The following is a 16,664-nucleotide window of genomic DNA, read 5'->3' as shown; positions in this document are numbered from 1 at the left end:
TGTCCTAGAAATGCCGCTCGCGCCCGGCCACGAGGTCGCGCAGGTTGCCGCGGTGGCGCCAGACGATGAGCCCGGTGAGCAGGGTCATCGGCAGCAGTGCCGCCGGCAGTTGCCAGGCCAGCAGCGGCAGGGTGAGCGGGGTGGCGACCAGCGAGGCGAGCGAACTGGTGCGCGAGAGCTTGAAGGTGAGCAGCCAGGCCACCGCGGCGAGCAGCGCGGCCGGCGGGTAGAGCGCCAGGAGCATGCCGGCGGCGGTGGCCACGCCCTTGCCGCCGCGGAAGTTGAAGTACAGCGGGTAGAGGTGGCCGATCACCGCCGCCACGCCGACCCAGGCCTCCTGCATCGCGCCCAGGCCGAACAGGCGGGCGACGAGCACCGGCACCAGGCCCTTGGCCAGGTCGCCGACGAGGGTGAGGATGGCGGCCTTCTTCCCGGCCAGGCGCAGCATGTTGGTGGCGCCGGGGTTGCCGGAGCCGCCGGCGCGCGGGTCGGCGGTGCCGAAGAGGCGACTGAGGAGTACCGCGAAGGACAGCGAGCCGAGCAGGTAGGCGAGGATCGCCAAGAGCCAGACCATGGTTTCCACCGGGGACGAGACTGTCCCCGATTCTAGCGGGGTGGCGTACGCTTGTCGTGCACTGGCCTTGGAGCAGCAGTAAGTGGACAAAGTTTTTATCGAGGGCCTGGAAGTGGACACCGTGATCGGCGTCTACGACTGGGAGCGGGGGATACGCCAGTGCCTGCGTCTGGACCTGGACCTGGGCTGGGACATCCGCCCGGCGGCGGCCGACGACGACATCGCCAAGGCGCTGGACTACGCGGTGCTCTCCGAGCGCATCGGCGAGTTCGCCCGTGACGCGCACTTCCAACTGGTGGAAACCTTCGCCGAGCGCCTGGCCGCGCTGCTGATGGGCGAATTCGGCATCCGCTGGCTGCGCCTGCGGGTGACCAAGCCGGGTGCGGTTGCCGCTGCTGCCGGCGTTGGCGTGGAGATCGAACGCGGATGCCGCTGACCACCGTTTTCCTCGGCCTGGGGAGCAATGTCGAGCGCGAGCGTCATCTGCACGCCGGGCTTGAGGCGCTTACCGGCTTCGTCCGCAACCTGCGCTGCTCGCCGGTGTTCGAAAGCGAGCCGGTGGGCATCCGCAGCGGCCCCTTCATCAATCTGGTGGTGACCGGCGAGACCGAGCTGCCGCTGGCCGAGCTGAGCCTGCGGCTCAAGCACATCGAGGCCGACAACGGCCGCTACGCGCCGGAGCGCAAGGGCCTGCCGCTGGATATCGACGTGCTGCTCTACGGCGACCTGCACGGCGAGTTCGACGGCCTGGTGCTGCCGCGCGCCGAGGTGCTGAAGAACGCCTTCGTGCTCTGGCCGCTGGCGCTGCTGGCGCCGGATGTGCGTCATCCGGGCGCCGAGCGTGATTTCGCCAGCCTTTGGGCCGAGGCGGACATCGACCAGCGCCTGTGGCCGGTGCCCTTCCAGTGGCGCGGCGCCGAGCTGACGCCGGCCGCGCTGATCGAGGCGCATCCGGCGGCCTGATCCCGTCTGCTTTTCGTAGGAGCGAGCTTGCTCGCGAACCCGCATTCCCCCTCGTTCACGGAGGAAAGCGTTCGCGAGCAAGCTCGCTCCTACAAGAGGGCGGGGTGTAGGGCGGATAACGTTCGACGTTATCCGCCGTTTGACCTGGGCCCCAGGCTACTCCGGGTTTGGCCTTGGAGTTGGCGGTGGTTTGGGGTGTGGCGGCGTATAACCCCGAACGGTTATACGCCCTACGGGTGGGCTGCCTTGTAGGCCTTGAGTGCCTTCAGGCGTTCGCGCTTGAGCGCTTCGCCCAGCTCCGCGCCCTTGAAGCCCTTTTCCAGCAATGGCTGTACCGCCACTTCGCGGGCCGCCTTGGCGGCGCCGCGCAGGTAGTCGGCTTGTGGATAAGCGCGGTTTTCCAGGCCGTGGCGGCCGCGGGCGTCCATTTCGCTGGCGGCGATGAATTCCTCGAAACGCTGCGGCCGGCGGTAGACGTCGAAGGCCTGCAACAGCTCCAGCAGGGTGCTGGGCCGCAGTTCCAGGGCGCGATGGGCGTGGGTGTGGTATTCGCCGACCAGGCGCGCCAGTTCCTGGCAGTCGCGCGGCGCCTTGAAGCGGGCGTTGACCGCGTCGATCAACGGCAGGCCCAGGTGTTCATGGGCGATGTGCCGGGGCCAGTCTTCGCGGCGGGTGCGCGCCTTGCCCAGGTCGTGGAGCAGGCAGGCCCAGCGCACGGTCAGCGGCTGGCGGTGCTCGGCACACTGGCGCAGCACGGCCAGCAGGTGTTCGCCGGTGTCGATTTCCGGGTGGTGCTGCGCCGGTTGCGGCACGCCGAACAGGGCGTCTACCTCGGGCATCAGCACGGCCAGGGCGCCGCAGTCGCGCAGCACCTGGACGAACACGTCGGGGCGGGCTTCCATCAGCGCGCGGGCGATTTCCTTCCAGCTGCGTTCGGGCGTCAGGGCTTCCAGCTCGCCGGATTCGGACAGCTCACGCATCAGCGCCAGGGTTTCGTCGGCGACCTTGAAGCCTAGCGGCGCGAAGCGTGCGGCGAAGCGGGCCACGCGCAGCACGCGCAGCGGGTCTTCGACGAAGGCCGGGGAGACGTGGCGCAGCAGGCGGGCTTCGAGGTCGCGCTGGCCGCCGTAGGGGTCGATCAGCCGGCCGTTACCGTCCTCGGCCATGGCGTTGATGGTGAGGTCGCGGCGCACCAGGTCTTCTTCCAGGCTCACGTCGGGGCTGGCGTAGAAGGTGAAGCCGCCGTAGCCGCGGCCGCTCTTGCGTTCGGTGCGGGCCAGGGCGTATTCCTCGCCAGTCTTGGGATGGAGGAATACCGGAAAGTCCGCGCCCACCGGGCGATAGCCCTTCTCGAGCATGTCTTCGGCGCTGGCGCCGACCACCACCCAGTCGGTATCGCTGACCGTTTGGCCGAGCAGACGGTCGCGAACGGCGCCGCCTACCTTGTAGATCTGCATGAAGCTTTCTCCTGTCAGGGGGATAGCTTCGGGCTTCGGGGCGTGGGGGGCAAGCCTGTAGGAGCGCGCCCTGCGCGCGAATCGCGGGCAGGGCCCGCTCCTACAGGGGAATGGCGTGGAGCGGATCTCATCCGCGAATCGCGCCGGAACCTCCGGCTATCGCGGACAAGGTCCGCTCCTACGGGGTGGCTTGGGGAATCTGGCTTACCAGCGCTTCGACCGCGTGGCGCAGCAGTTCGCTGCTGGCGTGGGCCGGGCTCAAGCCGGTGCTGACGGTACCTTCCCAGAGCACCTGGTCCTGCAGGTCGGTCAGGCGCACGCGTAGGGTGCCGGTCTCGTCGCGCAGGCGGTGGATGGCCAGGTAGGGGCCAAGCGCCTGTGGCGGCGGCACGTCGACCTTGAATTCCAGCGGCGCGTCGCGCAGGGCCAGCCAGTAGTAGACGCGCAGTTGCGCGGCGCCGGCTTCGCGGTAGCCGCGCCTTTCCAGGCCCTGGCGCAGCCAGGCGTTGATCAGCGGGTAGCGGCTGGCGTAGGGCAGGGCGTCGACGGCGTTTTCCGGGGGCATCAGCTGGAAGGCCTGCAGCCCGGCCAGGCGGCTGTCCGCCGCCTGGGTCACCCGGGCCTGGGGGATCTGCGTGGTGCAGGTCGCGAGAGCGAGGCAGAGCAGGAGGATGGCGAAAAGACGCATGGCGACCTCGGCTGGGCTTGGCGCCATGCTCGGTCCTGCCCCGGGGAGGGTCAACCGATCAAATGGGCGGGATGATCAGGTCCAGCCGCGGGTAGCCGTCCTCGTTCTCGCGTTCACCCTTTGGGGGCATGTGGTGGGTCTGCACGACCTGCTCGCCGTTGAGGGTTTCCAGGTGGATGTCGAAGCCCCACAGGCGGTGCAGGTGCTTCATCACGTCCTCGGTGGATTCGCCCAGCGGCTGGCGGTCGTGCTGCTGGTGGCGCAGGGTCAGGGAACGGTCGCCGCGGCGGTCGACGTTCCAGATCTGCACGTTGGGCTCGCGGTTGCCCAGGTTGTACTGCGCGGCGAGGGTCTCGCGGATCTTGCGGTAGCCGTCGTCGTCGTGGATGGCGTCGACCAGCAGGTCGTCCTTCTGGTCGTCGTCGAGGATGCTGAACAGCTTGAACTCGCGGATCACCTTGGGCGAGAGGAACTGCAGCACGAAGCTCTCGTCCTTGAAGCTCTTCATGGCGAACTTGAGGGTGGCCAGCCAGTCGCTGCCGGCGTAGTCGGGGAACCAGCGGCGGTCTTCCTCGGTGGGCTCCTCGCAGATGCGACGGATGTCGCGGTACATGGCGAAGCCCAGGGCGTAGGGGTTGATGCCGCTGTAGTAGGGGCTGTCGAAGCCGGGCTGGTAGACCACGCTGGTGTGGTACTGGAGGAACTCCATCATGAAGCCGTCGGTGACCAGGCCCTCGTCGTAGAGGTCGTTGATCAGGGTGTAGTGCCAGAAGGTCGCCCAGCCTTCGTTCATCACCTGGGTCTGGCGCTGCGGGTAGAAGTACTGCGCCACCTTGCGCACGATGCGCACCACTTCGCGCTGCCAGGGTTCCAGCAGCGGGGCGTTCTTCTCGATGAAGTAGAGGATGTTCTCCTGCGGCTCGCTGGGGTAGCGCGCCAGTTCCTGTTCCTTGTCCTTGCCGGCAGCGCGCGGGATGGTCCGCCACAGGTCGTTGACCTGGCGCTGGATGAGTTCCTCGCGTTCCTTCTGGCGCTGCCGCTCTTCCTCGGCGGAGATGGGGTAGGGCCGCTTGTAGCGGTCGACGCCGTAGTTCATCAGGGCGTGGCAGGAGTCCAGCAGGTCTTCCACCGCGTCGATGCCGTAGCGCTCCTCGCACTGCATGATGTACTGCTTGGCGAACACCAGGTAGTCGATGATCGAGCTGGCGTCGGTCCAGGTGCGGAACAGGTAGTTGCCCTTGAAGAAGCTGTTGTGCCCGTAGCAGGCATGGGCGATCACCAGCGCCTGCATGCACTGGGTGTTTTCCTCCATCAGGTAGGCGATGCAGGGGTCGGAGTTGATGACGATCTCGTACGCCAGGCCCATCTGCCCGCGCTTGTAGTTCTTTTCCGTGCTGAGGAAATGCTTGCCGTAGGACCAGTGGTTATAACCGATGGGCATGCCGACCGAGGCGTAGGCGTCCATCATCTGCTCGGCGGTGATGACCTCGATCTGGTTCGGGTAGGTGTCCAGCGCGTAGCGCTCGGCGATACGGCTGATCTCCCGGTCGTACTGGCGGATCAGCTCGAAGGTCCATTCCGACCCGGTGGCGATGGGCTGGCGCTTGCTCATGCGACTAGCCTCCTCTGGAACAGTTCGCGGAACACCGGGTAGATGTCCGCGGCGGAGACGATCTGCTGCTGGGCGAAGCTGTCTTCGAAGGCTTCGCGCACCCGTTCGTACTCGAACCACAGCGCCTGGTGCTCGCGCGGGGTGATCTCGACGTAGGTGTAGTACTGCACGAACGGCATGATCTGTTTCATCAGGATATCGCGGCAGACGGGCGAATCGTCATTCCAGTTGTCGCCGTCGGAGGCCTGGGCCGCGTAGATGTTCCACTCGTGGGTGGGGTAACGCTCGGCCATGATCTCCTGCATCATCTTCAGCGCGCTGGAGACGATGGTGCCGCCGGTCTCCCGGGAATAGAAGAATTCTTCCTCGTCCACCTCGCGGGCGCTGGTGTGGTGGCGGATGAACACCACTTCGATCTTCTCGTAGTTCCGCTTGAGGAACAGGTACAGGAGGATGAAGAAGCGCTTGGCGATGTCCTTGGTCGCCTGGGTCATGGAGCCGGAGACGTCCATCAGGCAGAACATCACCGCCTGGGAGGTGGGGTTGGGCTGCTTGATCAGCAGGTTGTACTTGAGGTCGAAGGTGTCCAGGAAGGGCACGCGGTCTATGCGCGCGCGCATGCGGGTGATTTCCTGCTCCAGCGCCTGGATGTCGCCGAGGTTGTCCGGTTCCTCGCGCTTGAGCCGTTCCAGTTCGGCCACGGCGGCGCGCAGCTTGCCGCGGGTGGAGCCGGTCAGGGCGATGCGCCGGGCGTGGGCCGAGCGCAGGGTGCGGACGATGTTGATGCGCGAGGGGTTGCCGTCGTTGCTGATGCCGGCGCGCACGGTCTTGAAGGTGTCGCTGCCGGTGATGTGGCGCTTGACCAGGTTGGGCAGTTCCAGGTCCTCGAACATGAAGTCGAGGAATTCCTCCTGGGTGATCTGGAAGACGAAGTCGTCCATCCCCTCGCCCTGGTTGCTGGCCTTGCCGCCGCCACGGCCACCGCCGCCGCCCTGGGGCCGGGCGATGTGCTCGCCGGTGGTGAATTCCTTGTTGCCCGGGTGGACGATGGTCTGCCGCCCGCCACGGCCGTGGTGAAGGATGGGTTCGTCGATGTCGCGGCCGGGGATGCTGATCTGTTCGCCGTGCTCCATGTCGGTGATCGAGCGCCGGCTGACGGCCTCCTCGACCGCCTTTTTGATGTGCTCACGGTAACGCCGCAGGAAGCGCTGGCGGTTCACCGTGCTCTTGTTCTTGCCGTTCAGACGGCGATCAATCACGTAGCTCATACGAGCCCTCCGGGCTGAAGGCCGGAGGCTGGAGGCTGAACGGGAGCCACTTGTCGTCCAGCGTTCAGCCTCCAGCCTTGAGCGGCTTTTGGGTTACTGCGACTTGCGTACCCGCAAGTACCACTCGGAAAGCAGGCGCACCTGCTTCTCGGTGTAGCCGCGCTCGACCATGCGCCGGACGAAGTCGTTGTGTTTCTGCTGGTCCTCCTTGCTGGCCTTGGCGTTGAAGCTGATGACCGGCAGCAGGTCCTCGGTGTTGGAGAACATTTTCTTCTCGATCACCACGCGCAGTTTCTCGTAGGACAGCCAGCTGGGGTTCTTGCCGTTGTTGCCGGCGCGGGCGCGCAGCACGAAGTTGACGATTTCGTTGCGGAAATCCTTCGGGTTGCTGATGCCGGCCGGTTTCTCGATCTTCTCCAGCTCCTCGTTGAGGGCGGCGCGGTTGAGGATTTCGCCGGTTTCCGGGTCGCGGTATTCCTGGTCCTGGATCCAGAAGTCGGCGTAGAGCACGTAGCGGTCGAAGATGTTCTGGCCGTACTCGCTGTAGGACTCAAGGTAGGCGGTCTGGATTTCCTTGCCGATGAATTCCACGTAGCGCGGCGCCAGGTATTCCTTGATGAAGCGCAGGTAGCGCTCGCGGGTTTCCGGCGGGAACTGTTCCTGCTCGATCTGCTGCTCCAGCACGTAGAGCAGGTGCACCGGGTTGGCCGCCACTTCGTGCGGGTCGAAGTTGAACACCTTGGAGAGGATCTTGAAGGCGAAGCGGGTGGAAAGCCCGGCCATGCCTTCGTCGACTCCCGCGGCATCGCGGTATTCCTGGATCGACTTGGCCTTGGGATCGGTGTCCTTGAGGTTTTCGCCGTCGTAGACGCGCATCTTCGAGTAGATGTTGGAGTTGTCCGGCTCTTTCAGGCGCGACAGCACGGAGAACTGCGAGAGCATCTTCAGGGTGTCCGGGGCGCAGTGTGCGTGGGCCAGCGAGCTGTTGATCAAAAGCTTGTCGTAGATCTTGATCTCGTCGGTGACGCGCAGGCAGTACGGGACCTTGACGATGTAGATACGGTCGATGAAGGCCTCGTTGTTCTTGTTGTTGCGGAAGCTGTGCCACTCCGATTCGTTGGAGTGGGCGAGGATGATGCCGCTGTAGGGCAGCCCGCCCAGGCCCTCGGTGCTGTTGTAGTTGCCCTCCTGGGTGGCGGTCAGCAGCGGGTGCAGGACCTTGATCGGCGCCTTGAACATCTCGACGAATTCCATCAGGCCCTGGTTGGCCCGGCACAGCGCGCCCGAGTAGCTGTAGGCGTCGGCGTCGTTCTGCGGGTACTCCTCGAGCTTGCGGATGTCCACCTTGCCCACCAGGGCGGAGATGTCCTGGTTGTTCTCGTCCCCCGGCTCGGTCTTGGCGATGGCGATCTGGTTGAGGATCGAGGGGTGTAGCTTGACCACGCGGAACTGGCTGATGTCGCCGCCGAACTCGTTGAGCCGCTTGGTCGCCCACGGCGACATGATCGAGCGCAGGTAGCGCCGCGGGATGCCGTAGTCTTCCTCGAGGATGGCGCCGTCCTCATCCGGGTTGAACAGCCCCAGGGGCGATTCGAACACCGGCGAGCCCTTGATGGCGTAGAAGGGCACCTTCTCCATCAGTTGCTTGAGCTTTTCCGCCAGGGACGACTTGCCGCCGCCCACCGGGCCGAGCAGGTAGATGATCTGTTTCTTTTCTTCCAGGCCCTGGGCCGCGTGGCGGAAGAAGGCGACGATCTGGTCGATGCATTCTTCCATGCCGTGGAAGTCGGCGAACGCCGGGTAGCGGCGGATCACCTTGTTGGAAAAGATTCGCGACAGCCGTGGGTCGGTGGAGGTATCCAGCAGTTCCGGCTCGCCGATGGCCATCAGCATGCGCTCGGCCGCGGTGGCATAGGCGGTCTTGTCCTGCTTGCAGATATCCAGGTACTCCTGCAGGGAGTATTCCTCCTGGCGGGTCGCTTCGAAGCGTTCCTGGAAGTGACTGAAAATACTCATGACGTCTCCTCGCTCGATGCATGGAGCCGGCACGGGATCGGTGTGAGTGGGTGCGGACGGGCTGCCAGCGTGGCCGGCGAATTTCCCCCAGAACTCCAACGGTACCTGGCTTGCGCCCTGAACCGCCCCAAATGGTCACTGCCGATTCCCGGAAGCCGGTGGGCCGGCTCTCCCCTTTTGGATGGCCTGAGGAAAAGGATAGTTCGTTATCCGGCCTGTAAAGGGGAATCGGGTGAGAAGTTACAGATTTATTTGTGGAACCTCGGCCAGGCCCCTCAGTCCGCCTGGCCGCTGCTGGTATCCGCGGGATAGACGCTGCGCCACAGTTCGAAGCCGCCGTCGACGCTATACACGTCGGTGAAGCCCTGCTGGACGAAGTAGGCGGCCGCGCTCTGGCTGGAATTGCCGTGGTAGCAGAACACCAGCAGCGGGGCGTCGAGGTCGGCCTGGCGGATGAAATCGGCCACCGAGTAGTTGTCGATGTGGCGGGAACCGCTCACGTGGCCCAGGGCGTAGCTCTGCGGGTCACGGATGTCCACCACCTGGGCGCCGGCCTGGCGCAGCTGTTGGGCTTGTTCGGGGGCTATGCGCTTGAATTCGCTCATGTTCTCTACTCTCTCACGCGGCGTTGCCGGCGCAATTGCAGGTGATGCGTTCGCCGCTGTCGACGTTCAGCAGGGTCATGCTACCGCCCCACACGCAGCCGGTGTCCAGTGCGTAGAGGCCGGGCACGTCGCACTGGCCTTCCAGCGCCGCCCAGTGGCCGAAGATGATCTTGCGCCCGGCGGCCTTGCGAGCGGGGTAGCTGAACCAGGGGGCATAGCCTTCCGGCGCGGTGCCCAGGCCTTCCTTGCTCTTGAGGTCGAGCTTGCCGTCGGGGGTGCAGAAGCGCATGCGGGTGAAGTAGTTGGTGATCACCCGCAGGCGGTCGATGCCGTGCAGCTTCTTGTCCCACCTGGCCGGCTCGTTGCCGTACATGCCTTCGAGGAACAGCGGCAGGCGCTGGTCGTCGCGCAGGGCCTCTTCCACTTCGGCGGCGCGCTGCAGGGATTTCTCGATGCTCCACTGCGGCGGGATGCCGGCGTGCACCAGGGTGACGTCGCGCTGGGCGTCGTGGTGCACCAGGGGCATGTTGCGCAGCCAGTCGAGCAGGTCGTCGCGCTCCGGCGCCTCGAGGATTTCGCGCAGGGTGTCGGCCTTCTTCAGGCGTTCGGCGTTGTAGGCCACGGCCAGCAGGTGCAGGTCGTGGTTGCCCAGCACGCAGACCACCGAATCGCGCATGGCGTAGAGGAAGCGCAGGGTTTCCAGCGACTGCGGGCCGCGGTTGACCAGGTCGCCGACCAGCCACAGCTTGTCGCGGGCGGGGTCGAAGGTCACGCGCTGCAGCAGTTGCTTGAGTGGCTCCAGGCAACCCTGCAGGTCGCCCACGGCGTAGGTGGCCATCAGTGCAGCGCTCCGGGAACGGCGAGGCGGAACACCGGGATCTCGGCGTCGAAATGGTGGCCATCGGCGGCGACCATCTGGTAACTGCCGGACATGCTGCCGACCTTGGTGGCCAGCACGGTACCGCTGGTGTAGGTATGGCTGGCGCCCGGCTCGATCAGCGGCTTCTCGCCCACCACGCCGGCGCCGCGCACTTCCTGCACGTGGCCGTCGCCGTCGGTGATGATCCAGTGGCGGCTGAGCAGCTTGGCCGCCTGCTCGCCCTGGTTGTGGATGGTCACCGTGTAGGCGAAGACGTAGCGCTGCTGCTCCGGCTGCGATTGCTCGGGCAGGTGGCGGGTGGTGACGCTGACGGAAATCTGGTATCGGGGATCGCTCATGCTCGGCTCGGGCGTCTCGTCGAGGGTTTCACTGCTCGGGGGCCAGTTCCGCCAGGCGGTTGGCCAGGCGCACGAAGTCGGCTACGTCCAGCTGTTCCGGACGCAGGCTGGGGTCGACGCCGGCGGCCTCGATGTCTTCGATGGACATCAGGCTGCGCAGGGTGTTGCGCAGGGTCTTGCGGCGCTGGTTGAAGGCTTCGCGGACGATGCGTTCGAGCAGGCGGTGGTCCTTGGCCGGGTGCGGCGGCTCGGCGTAGGGCGCCAGGCGGACGATGGCCGACTCCACCTTGGGCGGCGGGTTGAAGGCGCCCGGGCCGACGGTGAACAGGTAGTCCACCCGGCAGAAGTACTGGACCATGATCGACAGCCGGCCCCAGTCGCCGCCGCCGGGCTCGGCGGCCAGGCGCTCGACCACTTCCTTCTGCAGCATGAAGTGCATGTCCTGGATGATCCCGGCGTGCTCCAGCAGGTGGAAGATCAGCGGCGTGGAGATGTTGTAGGGCAGGTTGCCCACCACCCGCAGCTTCTCGCCGGCCTGGGGCAGGGTGGCGAAGTCGAACTTCAGGGCATCGCCCTGGTGCAGGCGGAAGTTCGGCTTGAGGCCGAAGCGCCATTTCAGCTGCGGGATCAGGTCGAGGTCGAGCTCGATCACGTCCAGCTGCGCGCCGCTGTCCACCAGGCCTTCGGTGAGGGCGCCCTGGCCCGGGCCGATCTCCAGCAGGTGCTGGCCTTCCTTGGGGGCGATGGCGCGCAGGATGCGGTGGATCACCCCGGCGTCGTGCAGGAAGTTCTGGCCGAAGCGCTTGCGCGCGCGATGTTGGAAAAGCTCGGACATAAAGGCGGCTCCAGGCTTCAAGCTGCAAGCGACAAGCAAGAGCCAAAGCGGTGTTCAAAAGGAGAAAAGTTTACCAGCTAGCTCCGCTTGCCGCTTGCCGCTACTGGCTGCCGGCGCGAGCGGCCGCCATCTGGTAGGCCGTCTCCAGCGCCACCTGCAGGCTGCCGCCGTCGATGCGGCCGGTGCCGGCCAGGTCCAGGGCGGTGCCGTGGTCCACCGAGGTGCGGATGATCGGCAGGCCCAGGGTGACGTTCACCGCCGCGCCGAAGCCCTTGTACTTGAGCACCGGCAAGCCCTGGTCGTGGTACATGGCCAGCACAGCGTCGCAGTGCTCCAGGTGTTTGGGGGTGAACAGGGTATCGGCCGGCAGCGGGCCGATCAGCTGCATGCCTTCGCCGCGCAGGCGCTCCAGGGTGGGCTCGATGACGTCGATTTCCTCGTGGCCCAGGTGGCCGCCCTCGCCGGCGTGGGGGTTGAGGCCGCAGACCAGGATGCGCGGCTCGGCCAGGCCGAACTTGTCGCGCAGGTCGGCATGCAGGATGCGGGTGACGCGCGCCAGGCGTTCGGGCGTGATGGCGTCGGCCACCTCGCGCAGCGGCAGGTGGGTGGTCACCAGCGCCACGCGCAGGCCGCGGGTGGCGAGCATCATCACCACCTGCGGGGTGTGGGTCAGCTCGGCGAGGAACTCGGTGTGCCCGGAGAAGGCCACGCCGCCTTCGTTGATCACGCCCTTGTGCACCGGTGCGGTGATCATCCCGGCGAAGCTGCCGTCCAGGCAGCCCTGGCCGGCGCGGGTCAGGGTCTGCAGCACATAGCCGGCGTTGGCCGGGTCGAGCTGGCCGGGCTTCACCGGCGCCCCCAATGGGGTGTCCCAGACGTAGAGCGAGCCTGCCGGGGCGGGCGCCTGCGGCCACCGGCCCGGGCCGGTTTCCAGCAACTGGATGTCCAGGCCCAGCAGGGCGGCGCGCTCGGCCAGCATCTGCCGGCTGGCGATGGCCACCAGCGGGTGGGGCTGGGCCTCGCGGGACAGCAGCAGGCACAGGTCCGGGCCGATGCCGGCCGGCTCTCCGGGGGTGAGGGCGAATGGCTTGGAGGCTTGCATGGCGGGTGTCTCTAGGGCTTCGGCCGCGCCGGGCGGCCGGGGTTGTTCGGTATGGGCCCACTCTACGCCGAAGCGTGGCGCGGATAAAAAGAAACCCGGCCTTGGGGCCGGGTTCCTGTGTTGCGCGCGGGGCTTACAGCTTGATCTCGACGTAGGCTTCGTCGCGGATCTGCCGCAGCCAGGCCTGCAGTTCCTCGTCGTACTTGCGGTTGCGCAGGACCTGGGCGGCCTGCTGCTCGCGGAACTTGTCGCTGCTGTCGGTGGCGCGGCGACCGAGGACTTCCAGGATGTGCCAGCCGAACGGCGAGCGGAACGGCTTGGACAGCTGGTTCTGCGGGATGCTGTTCATCACGTCGCGGAACTCCGGCACCAGGGATTCCGGATCGACCCAGTTGAGGTCGCCGCCGTGCAGCGCCGAGCCCGGGTCTTCGGAGAACTGCTTGGCCAGCTTGCCGAAGTCCTCGCCGCTCTGGATGCGCTCGTAGAGCTTCTGCGCCAGCTTCTGGGTTTCCTCGTCGCTGCGGATTTCGCTGGGCTTGAGCAGGATGTGGCGGACATGCACCTCGTCACGCACCATCTTGCTGCCGCCGCGCTTCTCTTCCAGCTTGAGGATGATGAAGCCGCCGGGGGTGCGCACCGGTTCGGTGACGTCGCCCACGGCCAGGCTGCCGATCATGCCGTCGAACGGAGAGGGCAGCTGGGCGGCCTTGCGCCAGCCGATCTCGCCGCCTTCCAGGGCGTTGTCGCCGGCCGAGCGGGAAATCGCCAGCTGGTTGAAGTCGGCGCCCTGCTTGAGCTGCTGGTAGATCTCCTGGGCCTGCCTGCCGGCGGCCTGGAGGGTTTCCGGCGAAGCGCCGTCCGGCACCGGGATGAGGATGTTGGCCAGGCGGTACTCTTCGGAGAGCTGGATCTTGCCCAGGTCGGAGGCCAGGAAGTTCTGCACTTCCTGGTCGCTGACCTGGATGCGCTCGGCCACGCGGCGCTGGCGCACGCGGCTGATGATCATCTCGCGGCGCACCTGCTCGCGGGCGTCGTCGTAGGACAGGCCGTCGTGGGCGAGGGCGGCGCGGAACTGGTCCAGGCTCAGGTTGTTGCGCTGGGCGATGGTGCCCATGGCCTGGTTCAGCTCCTCGTCGGTGATGCGGATGCCGGAGCGCTCGCCGATCTGCAGCTGGATGTCCTCGATGATGAGGCGCTCCAGTACCTGCTGCGTCAGCACGTGCTCGGGGGGCAGCGGCGCGCCGCGCTTCTCGATGGTCTGGCGGACTTCGCGCAGGCGTTGGTCGAGCTGGCTCTGCATGACCACGTCGTTGTCGACGATGGCCACGACACGGTCCAGCGGGGTGACTTCGGCGTGGGCTGCGGAACAGACCAGCAGGGCGCCCAGCATCAGCGGGCGCAGGGCATTACATAGAGCTGTCTTCACGTTGACGATAACCTTGGATGCCTTGGTCGAGGAAGCCTTCGACTTGGTTGCCTACAACGCCGCCAAGGCCCTTGAGGATGATTTGCAGGAAGATGCCGCGGTCGGCTTTCGAGTCGGACGTGTAGAAGTTGTCGTCGTCGTACTTCAGCCAGTAGCGGTTGACCAGTCGCAGTTTCCAGCAGCAGCTGTCGTATTCGAAGCCGCCGAGGGCCTCGAGGGTACGGTTCTGGTTGTAGTCGTACTGCCAGCGGGCGATCGCGCTCCACTGCGGGACGATCGGCCAGATGACCGAGAAGTCGTGCTGCTCGATCTTGTACTCGTCGCTGTTGTAGCTGAAGCGGCCGAGGTTCGGGTCGAACGACTTGCTGTCCGCGCGGTAGCGGTAGCCGGCGTTGAACACCTTCTGCGGCTCGGCTTCGGGCTGGTAGTGGAACATCACGCTGCCGCTGTCGGTGTGGTGCGTGTTGGGGTTCCAGTTGTAGTCCGAGCTCAGGCGCCAGTCGTGGTTGAAGCGATAGACGCCCTGCAGGGCGTAGGGCGAGCGCCAGGTGTCCGCGTCGGGGTTGTCGATCGGGTTGTTCGGGTTCGCCAGGTTGTAGTTGCGGATGTACTTCTCGGTCAGGCCCGGCAGCTGCACGCGGCGGTCGGAGAAGTAGTAGATCTGGCCGGCGCTGACCGAGGCGCGCTCGAAACCGTTGTCCTCGATGAAGCGCGAAGTGGCGCCCAGGGACAGCTGGTTGGCATCGCCGATGCGATCCTTGCCGGTGAAGCGGTTCTCGCGCCACAGCGAGTCGTAGCTGAAGTTGAACTCGCCGGTGTCGAAGGTCGGCAGGTTGTCCTGGTTGCGGTACGGCACGTACAGGTACATGGCGCGCGGCTCCAGGGTCTGGCGGAACTTGGTGCCGCCGAACGTGGTGTCGCGGTCGAAGTACAGGCCGCCGTCGAGCTTGGCCAGCGGCAGCGAGCGGTCGGGGCTGCTGTCGTAGCTGACTTCGCCGTAGTTGGTGGCGCTGTTCAGCTGTGTCTTGCCCTGGCCGTCCAGGTCTAGGTCGTACTTGGTGTACATCGCCTTCAGCGTTGGCGTCAGGAAGCCCCAGCTGCTGGCCAGCGGCAGACTGATGCCGGGCTCGAAGTGCGCGCGGTCGCCGGTGGCGCGGGCCAGGCCGGAGATGTTCACGTCCGGGCGCTGGCCGAGCACGTTGCCGTCGGCGTCGAAGTAGACGTCCTCGTCCAGGTTGCGGTCGAAGCGCACCAGTTCGCTGCCGTAGGTGAACTCCAGGCCGCCCGGGTGATAGGGCAGGCGACCGTCGAGGGTCAGCTGCGGCAGGCGGTCGTAGGGGGTCACGTCGGTCACGGTGGCCAGCTGGTAGGCCTGGGCGTTGAGGCGCGCGGTGAAGTCGTCGCCGCGGTAGGTCAGGGCGCCCTGCTGGTTCACGTAGGTCGGCGAGCCCAGGCCCAGGGAGGTGTCCAGGTCCTGGAAGTAGTACGGGTCGCTGATGCGGGTGTAGTCGACCTGCGCCAGCCAGCGCGAATCCAGGCCGCTGGTGTTCTTCCAGCCGTACATCCAGCGCTGGTCGGTGAAGTGCGGCTGGCCCTCGCGGCCGTCGTCCCTGTCGTTCAGGTAGGCGGCGTTGACCTGGCCCTCGCTGCTGTGGGTCAGGTAGCGGAACTCGCCTTCCATCATCAGGCCACGCTTGGCCATGTAGCGCGGGAACAGCGTGGCGTCGTAGTTCGGCGCCAGGTTGAAGTAGTACGGGGTGACCACGAACATGCCGGTGTCGCTGGTGCTGCCCAGGGTGGGGGGCAGGAAGCCGGACTGGCGGCGATCGTCGATCGGGAAATAGATGTAGGGGGTGTAGAACACTGGAATGTCCTTCACCCGCAGGGTCGCGTTGGTCGCGGTGCCGAAGCCGGTGGCCGGGTTCAGCTTGATGTTGTTGCCCTTGACGTACCAGGAGTTGCTGCCCGGTTCGCAACGGGTGTAGGTCCCGTCCTTGAGCTGGATGATGGCGTCTTCCTGGCGCTTGGCGTAGAGCGCGCTGCCGCGGACCTGGGCCTGGTGCATGACGTACTCGGCGTTGTCGATCTTCGCCTCGCCGTTGTCCAGTTGCAGGTCGGCGTGGTCGCCGACGATCAGCGCGCCGTTGTCGCGCAGGCGCACGTTGCCGGCCAGCTCGCCGCGGTTCTCGGCCTGGTGCAGGTTGGCCTCGTCGGCCTCCACCTGCATGCTGCCCTGGCGCAGGACCACGTTGCCGGCCAGAGTCGCGACCTGCGACTCCTGCTCGTAGCGCGAGACCTTCGCCGAGACGTAGGTCGGGGCCTCGTCGCGCGGGGTCTTGTCGTTCATGCCCGGGCGGGTCGGTTCGATGTAGGCGCCGCTGCAGTACGGGCCGACCTCCGCCAGCTGGGCGGCGGTGAGCTTCTCCCGCGGGACCCAGTCGAGGTGGCTGTAGTCGGCGCTGCGCGACTTGAGGCCTTTGCCGCCGCTCTCGGTGACCAGCTTCTGCCTGGGCTCTTCGGCACCGGCAGCCGCACCGGCGGCGACGGCCGCGCCTTCAGCGCCGCCGCCGGCGGGGGTACTGACCGAGCTTTCGGTATGCTCCGGACGCGGCGGCAGGGCGCTGGCCGGCTGCTGCGAGGAGCAGTCCCAGCTGCCGCCGGAGGGGGTGCAGTTGAACTGTTCGGCCGCCGTGGCGGTCGAGGAAGCGAGCGGCTGCATAGCCAGCAGGCCACCGGTCACCAGTAAGGGGAACTTTCTACGGAACACGGGGAGAATCACTGCCATCTTGTTAATCCGGGCTTCCTGCGAGCCATCGGCCAGATTCGGCCATAGCCACTCGATGGGCTCAAAAAGATGCTGGATAATAAAGCATGACCCGCGCAACGGCTAGGGCCGTGGA

At 66.3% G+C, this 16,664-nt stretch carries 15 protein-coding genes; 2 read left to right on the top strand and 13 right to left on the bottom strand.

Annotated features, from left to right (window positions below; translation table 11 throughout):
• Positions 1-4: 4 nt before the first annotated feature.
• Complete coding sequence (plsY, locus tag BM060_RS25655; protein ID WP_074984348.1) at positions 5-574, bottom strand: glycerol-3-phosphate 1-O-acyltransferase PlsY; 570 nt, start codon at positions 572-574, stop codon at positions 5-7.
• An 82-nt stretch (positions 575-656) separates the two neighbouring features.
• Here plsY and folB point away from each other — a divergent pair, with 82 nt between their 5' ends.
• Both folB and folK read left to right on the top strand, forming a co-directional pair.
• Complete coding sequence (folB, locus tag BM060_RS25650; protein ID WP_043269307.1) at positions 657-1,010, top strand: dihydroneopterin aldolase; 354 nt, start codon at positions 657-659, stop codon at positions 1,008-1,010.
• Positions 1,001-1,537 (top strand): 2-amino-4-hydroxy-6-hydroxymethyldihydropteridine diphosphokinase, encoded by a 537-nt coding sequence (folK, locus tag BM060_RS25645; RefSeq protein ID WP_074984347.1) that lies wholly within the window; start codon positions 1,001-1,003, stop codon positions 1,535-1,537. Before folB ends, folK begins: the two co-directional genes overlap by 10 nt.
• A gap of 230 nt (positions 1,538-1,767) precedes the next feature.
• Here folK and BM060_RS25640 read toward each other — a convergent pair whose 3' ends face one another.
• The 12 genes from BM060_RS25640 to BM060_RS25585 form a co-directional block, all read right to left on the bottom strand.
• On the bottom strand, positions 1,768-2,994 hold the full coding sequence (locus BM060_RS25640) for a multifunctional CCA addition/repair protein (RefSeq protein ID WP_074984344.1): 1,227 nt from the start codon (positions 2,992-2,994) through the stop codon (positions 1,768-1,770).
• A gap of 178 nt (positions 2,995-3,172) precedes the next feature.
• Positions 3,173-3,682, bottom strand: a complete 510-nt coding sequence (locus BM060_RS25635; RefSeq protein WP_074984342.1) for a DUF4136 domain-containing protein — start codon at positions 3,680-3,682, stop codon at positions 3,173-3,175.
• 58 nt (positions 3,683-3,740) lie between these two features.
• Complete coding sequence (locus tag BM060_RS25630; protein ID WP_074984341.1) at positions 3,741-5,294, bottom strand: SpoVR family protein; 1,554 nt, start codon at positions 5,292-5,294, stop codon at positions 3,741-3,743.
• A complete protein-coding gene (locus BM060_RS25625; RefSeq protein WP_058487628.1) occupies positions 5,291-6,562 on the bottom strand; it encodes a YeaH/YhbH family protein in 1,272 nt (423 codons plus the stop codon). The genes BM060_RS25630 and BM060_RS25625 overlap by 4 nt, the downstream gene beginning before the upstream one ends.
• 93 nt (positions 6,563-6,655) lie before the next feature.
• A complete protein-coding gene (locus BM060_RS25620; protein ID WP_009615576.1) occupies positions 6,656-8,578 on the bottom strand; it encodes a PrkA family serine protein kinase in 1,923 nt (640 codons plus the stop codon).
• A 275-nt stretch (positions 8,579-8,853) separates the two neighbouring features.
• Positions 8,854-9,183, bottom strand: a complete 330-nt coding sequence (gene glpE / locus BM060_RS25615) for a thiosulfate sulfurtransferase GlpE (RefSeq protein ID WP_074984340.1) — start codon at positions 9,181-9,183, stop codon at positions 8,854-8,856.
• Between the two features lie 13 nt (positions 9,184-9,196).
• Positions 9,197-10,021: a symmetrical bis(5'-nucleosyl)-tetraphosphatase gene (locus BM060_RS25610; protein ID WP_074984339.1), complete on the bottom strand. Its 825-nt coding sequence runs from the start codon at positions 10,019-10,021 to the stop codon at positions 9,197-9,199.
• Complete coding sequence (gene apaG / locus BM060_RS25605) at positions 10,021-10,401, bottom strand: Co2+/Mg2+ efflux facilitator ApaG/CorD (RefSeq protein ID WP_043319225.1); 381 nt, start codon at positions 10,399-10,401, stop codon at positions 10,021-10,023. The genes BM060_RS25610 and apaG overlap by 1 nt, the downstream gene beginning before the upstream one ends.
• 28 nt (positions 10,402-10,429) lie before the next feature.
• On the bottom strand, positions 10,430-11,236 hold the full coding sequence (gene rsmA / locus BM060_RS25600; RefSeq protein WP_074984338.1) for a 16S rRNA (adenine(1518)-N(6)/adenine(1519)-N(6))-dimethyltransferase RsmA: 807 nt from the start codon (positions 11,234-11,236) through the stop codon (positions 10,430-10,432).
• Positions 11,237-11,336: 100 nt separating this feature from the next.
• On the bottom strand, positions 11,337-12,338 hold the full coding sequence (pdxA, locus tag BM060_RS25595) for a 4-hydroxythreonine-4-phosphate dehydrogenase PdxA (RefSeq protein ID WP_074984337.1): 1,002 nt from the start codon (positions 12,336-12,338) through the stop codon (positions 11,337-11,339).
• A 133-nt stretch (positions 12,339-12,471) separates the two neighbouring features.
• Entirely contained in the window at positions 12,472-13,764 is a 1,293-nt protein-coding gene (gene surA, locus BM060_RS25590) for a peptidylprolyl isomerase SurA (RefSeq protein ID WP_099049026.1), read from the bottom strand.
• Positions 13,745-16,549, bottom strand: a complete 2,805-nt coding sequence (locus BM060_RS25585) for an LPS-assembly protein LptD (RefSeq protein WP_074984336.1) — start codon at positions 16,547-16,549, stop codon at positions 13,745-13,747. The genes surA and BM060_RS25585 overlap by 20 nt, the downstream gene beginning before the upstream one ends.
• Positions 16,550-16,664: the final 115 nt, after the last annotated feature.

Origin of the sequence: Pseudomonas citronellolis (genome assembly GCF_900112375.1) — a bacterium.
GTDB lineage: Bacteria > Pseudomonadota > Gammaproteobacteria > Pseudomonadales > Pseudomonadaceae > Pseudomonas > Pseudomonas citronellolis.
Note: the sequence above shows the minus strand (reverse complement) of the source record. Positions and strands in the feature narration are given on the sequence as shown.

Coding starts and splice junctions, on each gene's coding strand:
- plsY (WP_074984348.1), bottom strand. CDS start 574: ATGGTCTGGCTCTTGGCGATCCTCGCCTACCTGCTCGGCTCGCTGTCC.
- folK (WP_074984347.1), top strand. CDS start 1,001: ATGCCGCTGACCACCGTTTTCCTCGGCCTGGGGAGCAATGTCGAGCGC.
- BM060_RS25640 (WP_074984344.1), bottom strand. CDS start 2,994: ATGCAGATCTACAAGGTAGGCGGCGCCGTTCGCGACCGTCTGCTCGGC.
- BM060_RS25635 (WP_074984342.1), bottom strand. CDS start 3,682: ATGCGTCTTTTCGCCATCCTCCTGCTCTGCCTCGCTCTCGCGACCTGC.
- BM060_RS25630 (WP_074984341.1), bottom strand. CDS start 5,294: ATGAGCAAGCGCCAGCCCATCGCCACCGGGTCGGAATGGACCTTCGAG.
- BM060_RS25625 (WP_058487628.1), bottom strand. CDS start 6,562: ATGAGCTACGTGATTGATCGCCGTCTGAACGGCAAGAACAAGAGCACG.
- BM060_RS25620 (WP_009615576.1), bottom strand. CDS start 8,578: ATGAGTATTTTCAGTCACTTCCAGGAACGCTTCGAAGCGACCCGCCAG.
- glpE (WP_074984340.1), bottom strand. CDS start 9,183: ATGAGCGAATTCAAGCGCATAGCCCCCGAACAAGCCCAACAGCTGCGC.
- BM060_RS25610 (WP_074984339.1), bottom strand. CDS start 10,021: ATGGCCACCTACGCCGTGGGCGACCTGCAGGGTTGCCTGGAGCCACTC.
- apaG (WP_043319225.1), bottom strand. CDS start 10,401: ATGAGCGATCCCCGATACCAGATTTCCGTCAGCGTCACCACCCGCCAC.
- rsmA (WP_074984338.1), bottom strand. CDS start 11,236: ATGTCCGAGCTTTTCCAACATCGCGCGCGCAAGCGCTTCGGCCAGAAC.
- pdxA (WP_074984337.1), bottom strand. CDS start 12,338: ATGCAAGCCTCCAAGCCATTCGCCCTCACCCCCGGAGAGCCGGCCGGC.
- BM060_RS25585 (WP_074984336.1), bottom strand. CDS start 16,549: ATGGCAGTGATTCTCCCCGTGTTCCGTAGAAAGTTCCCCTTACTGGTG.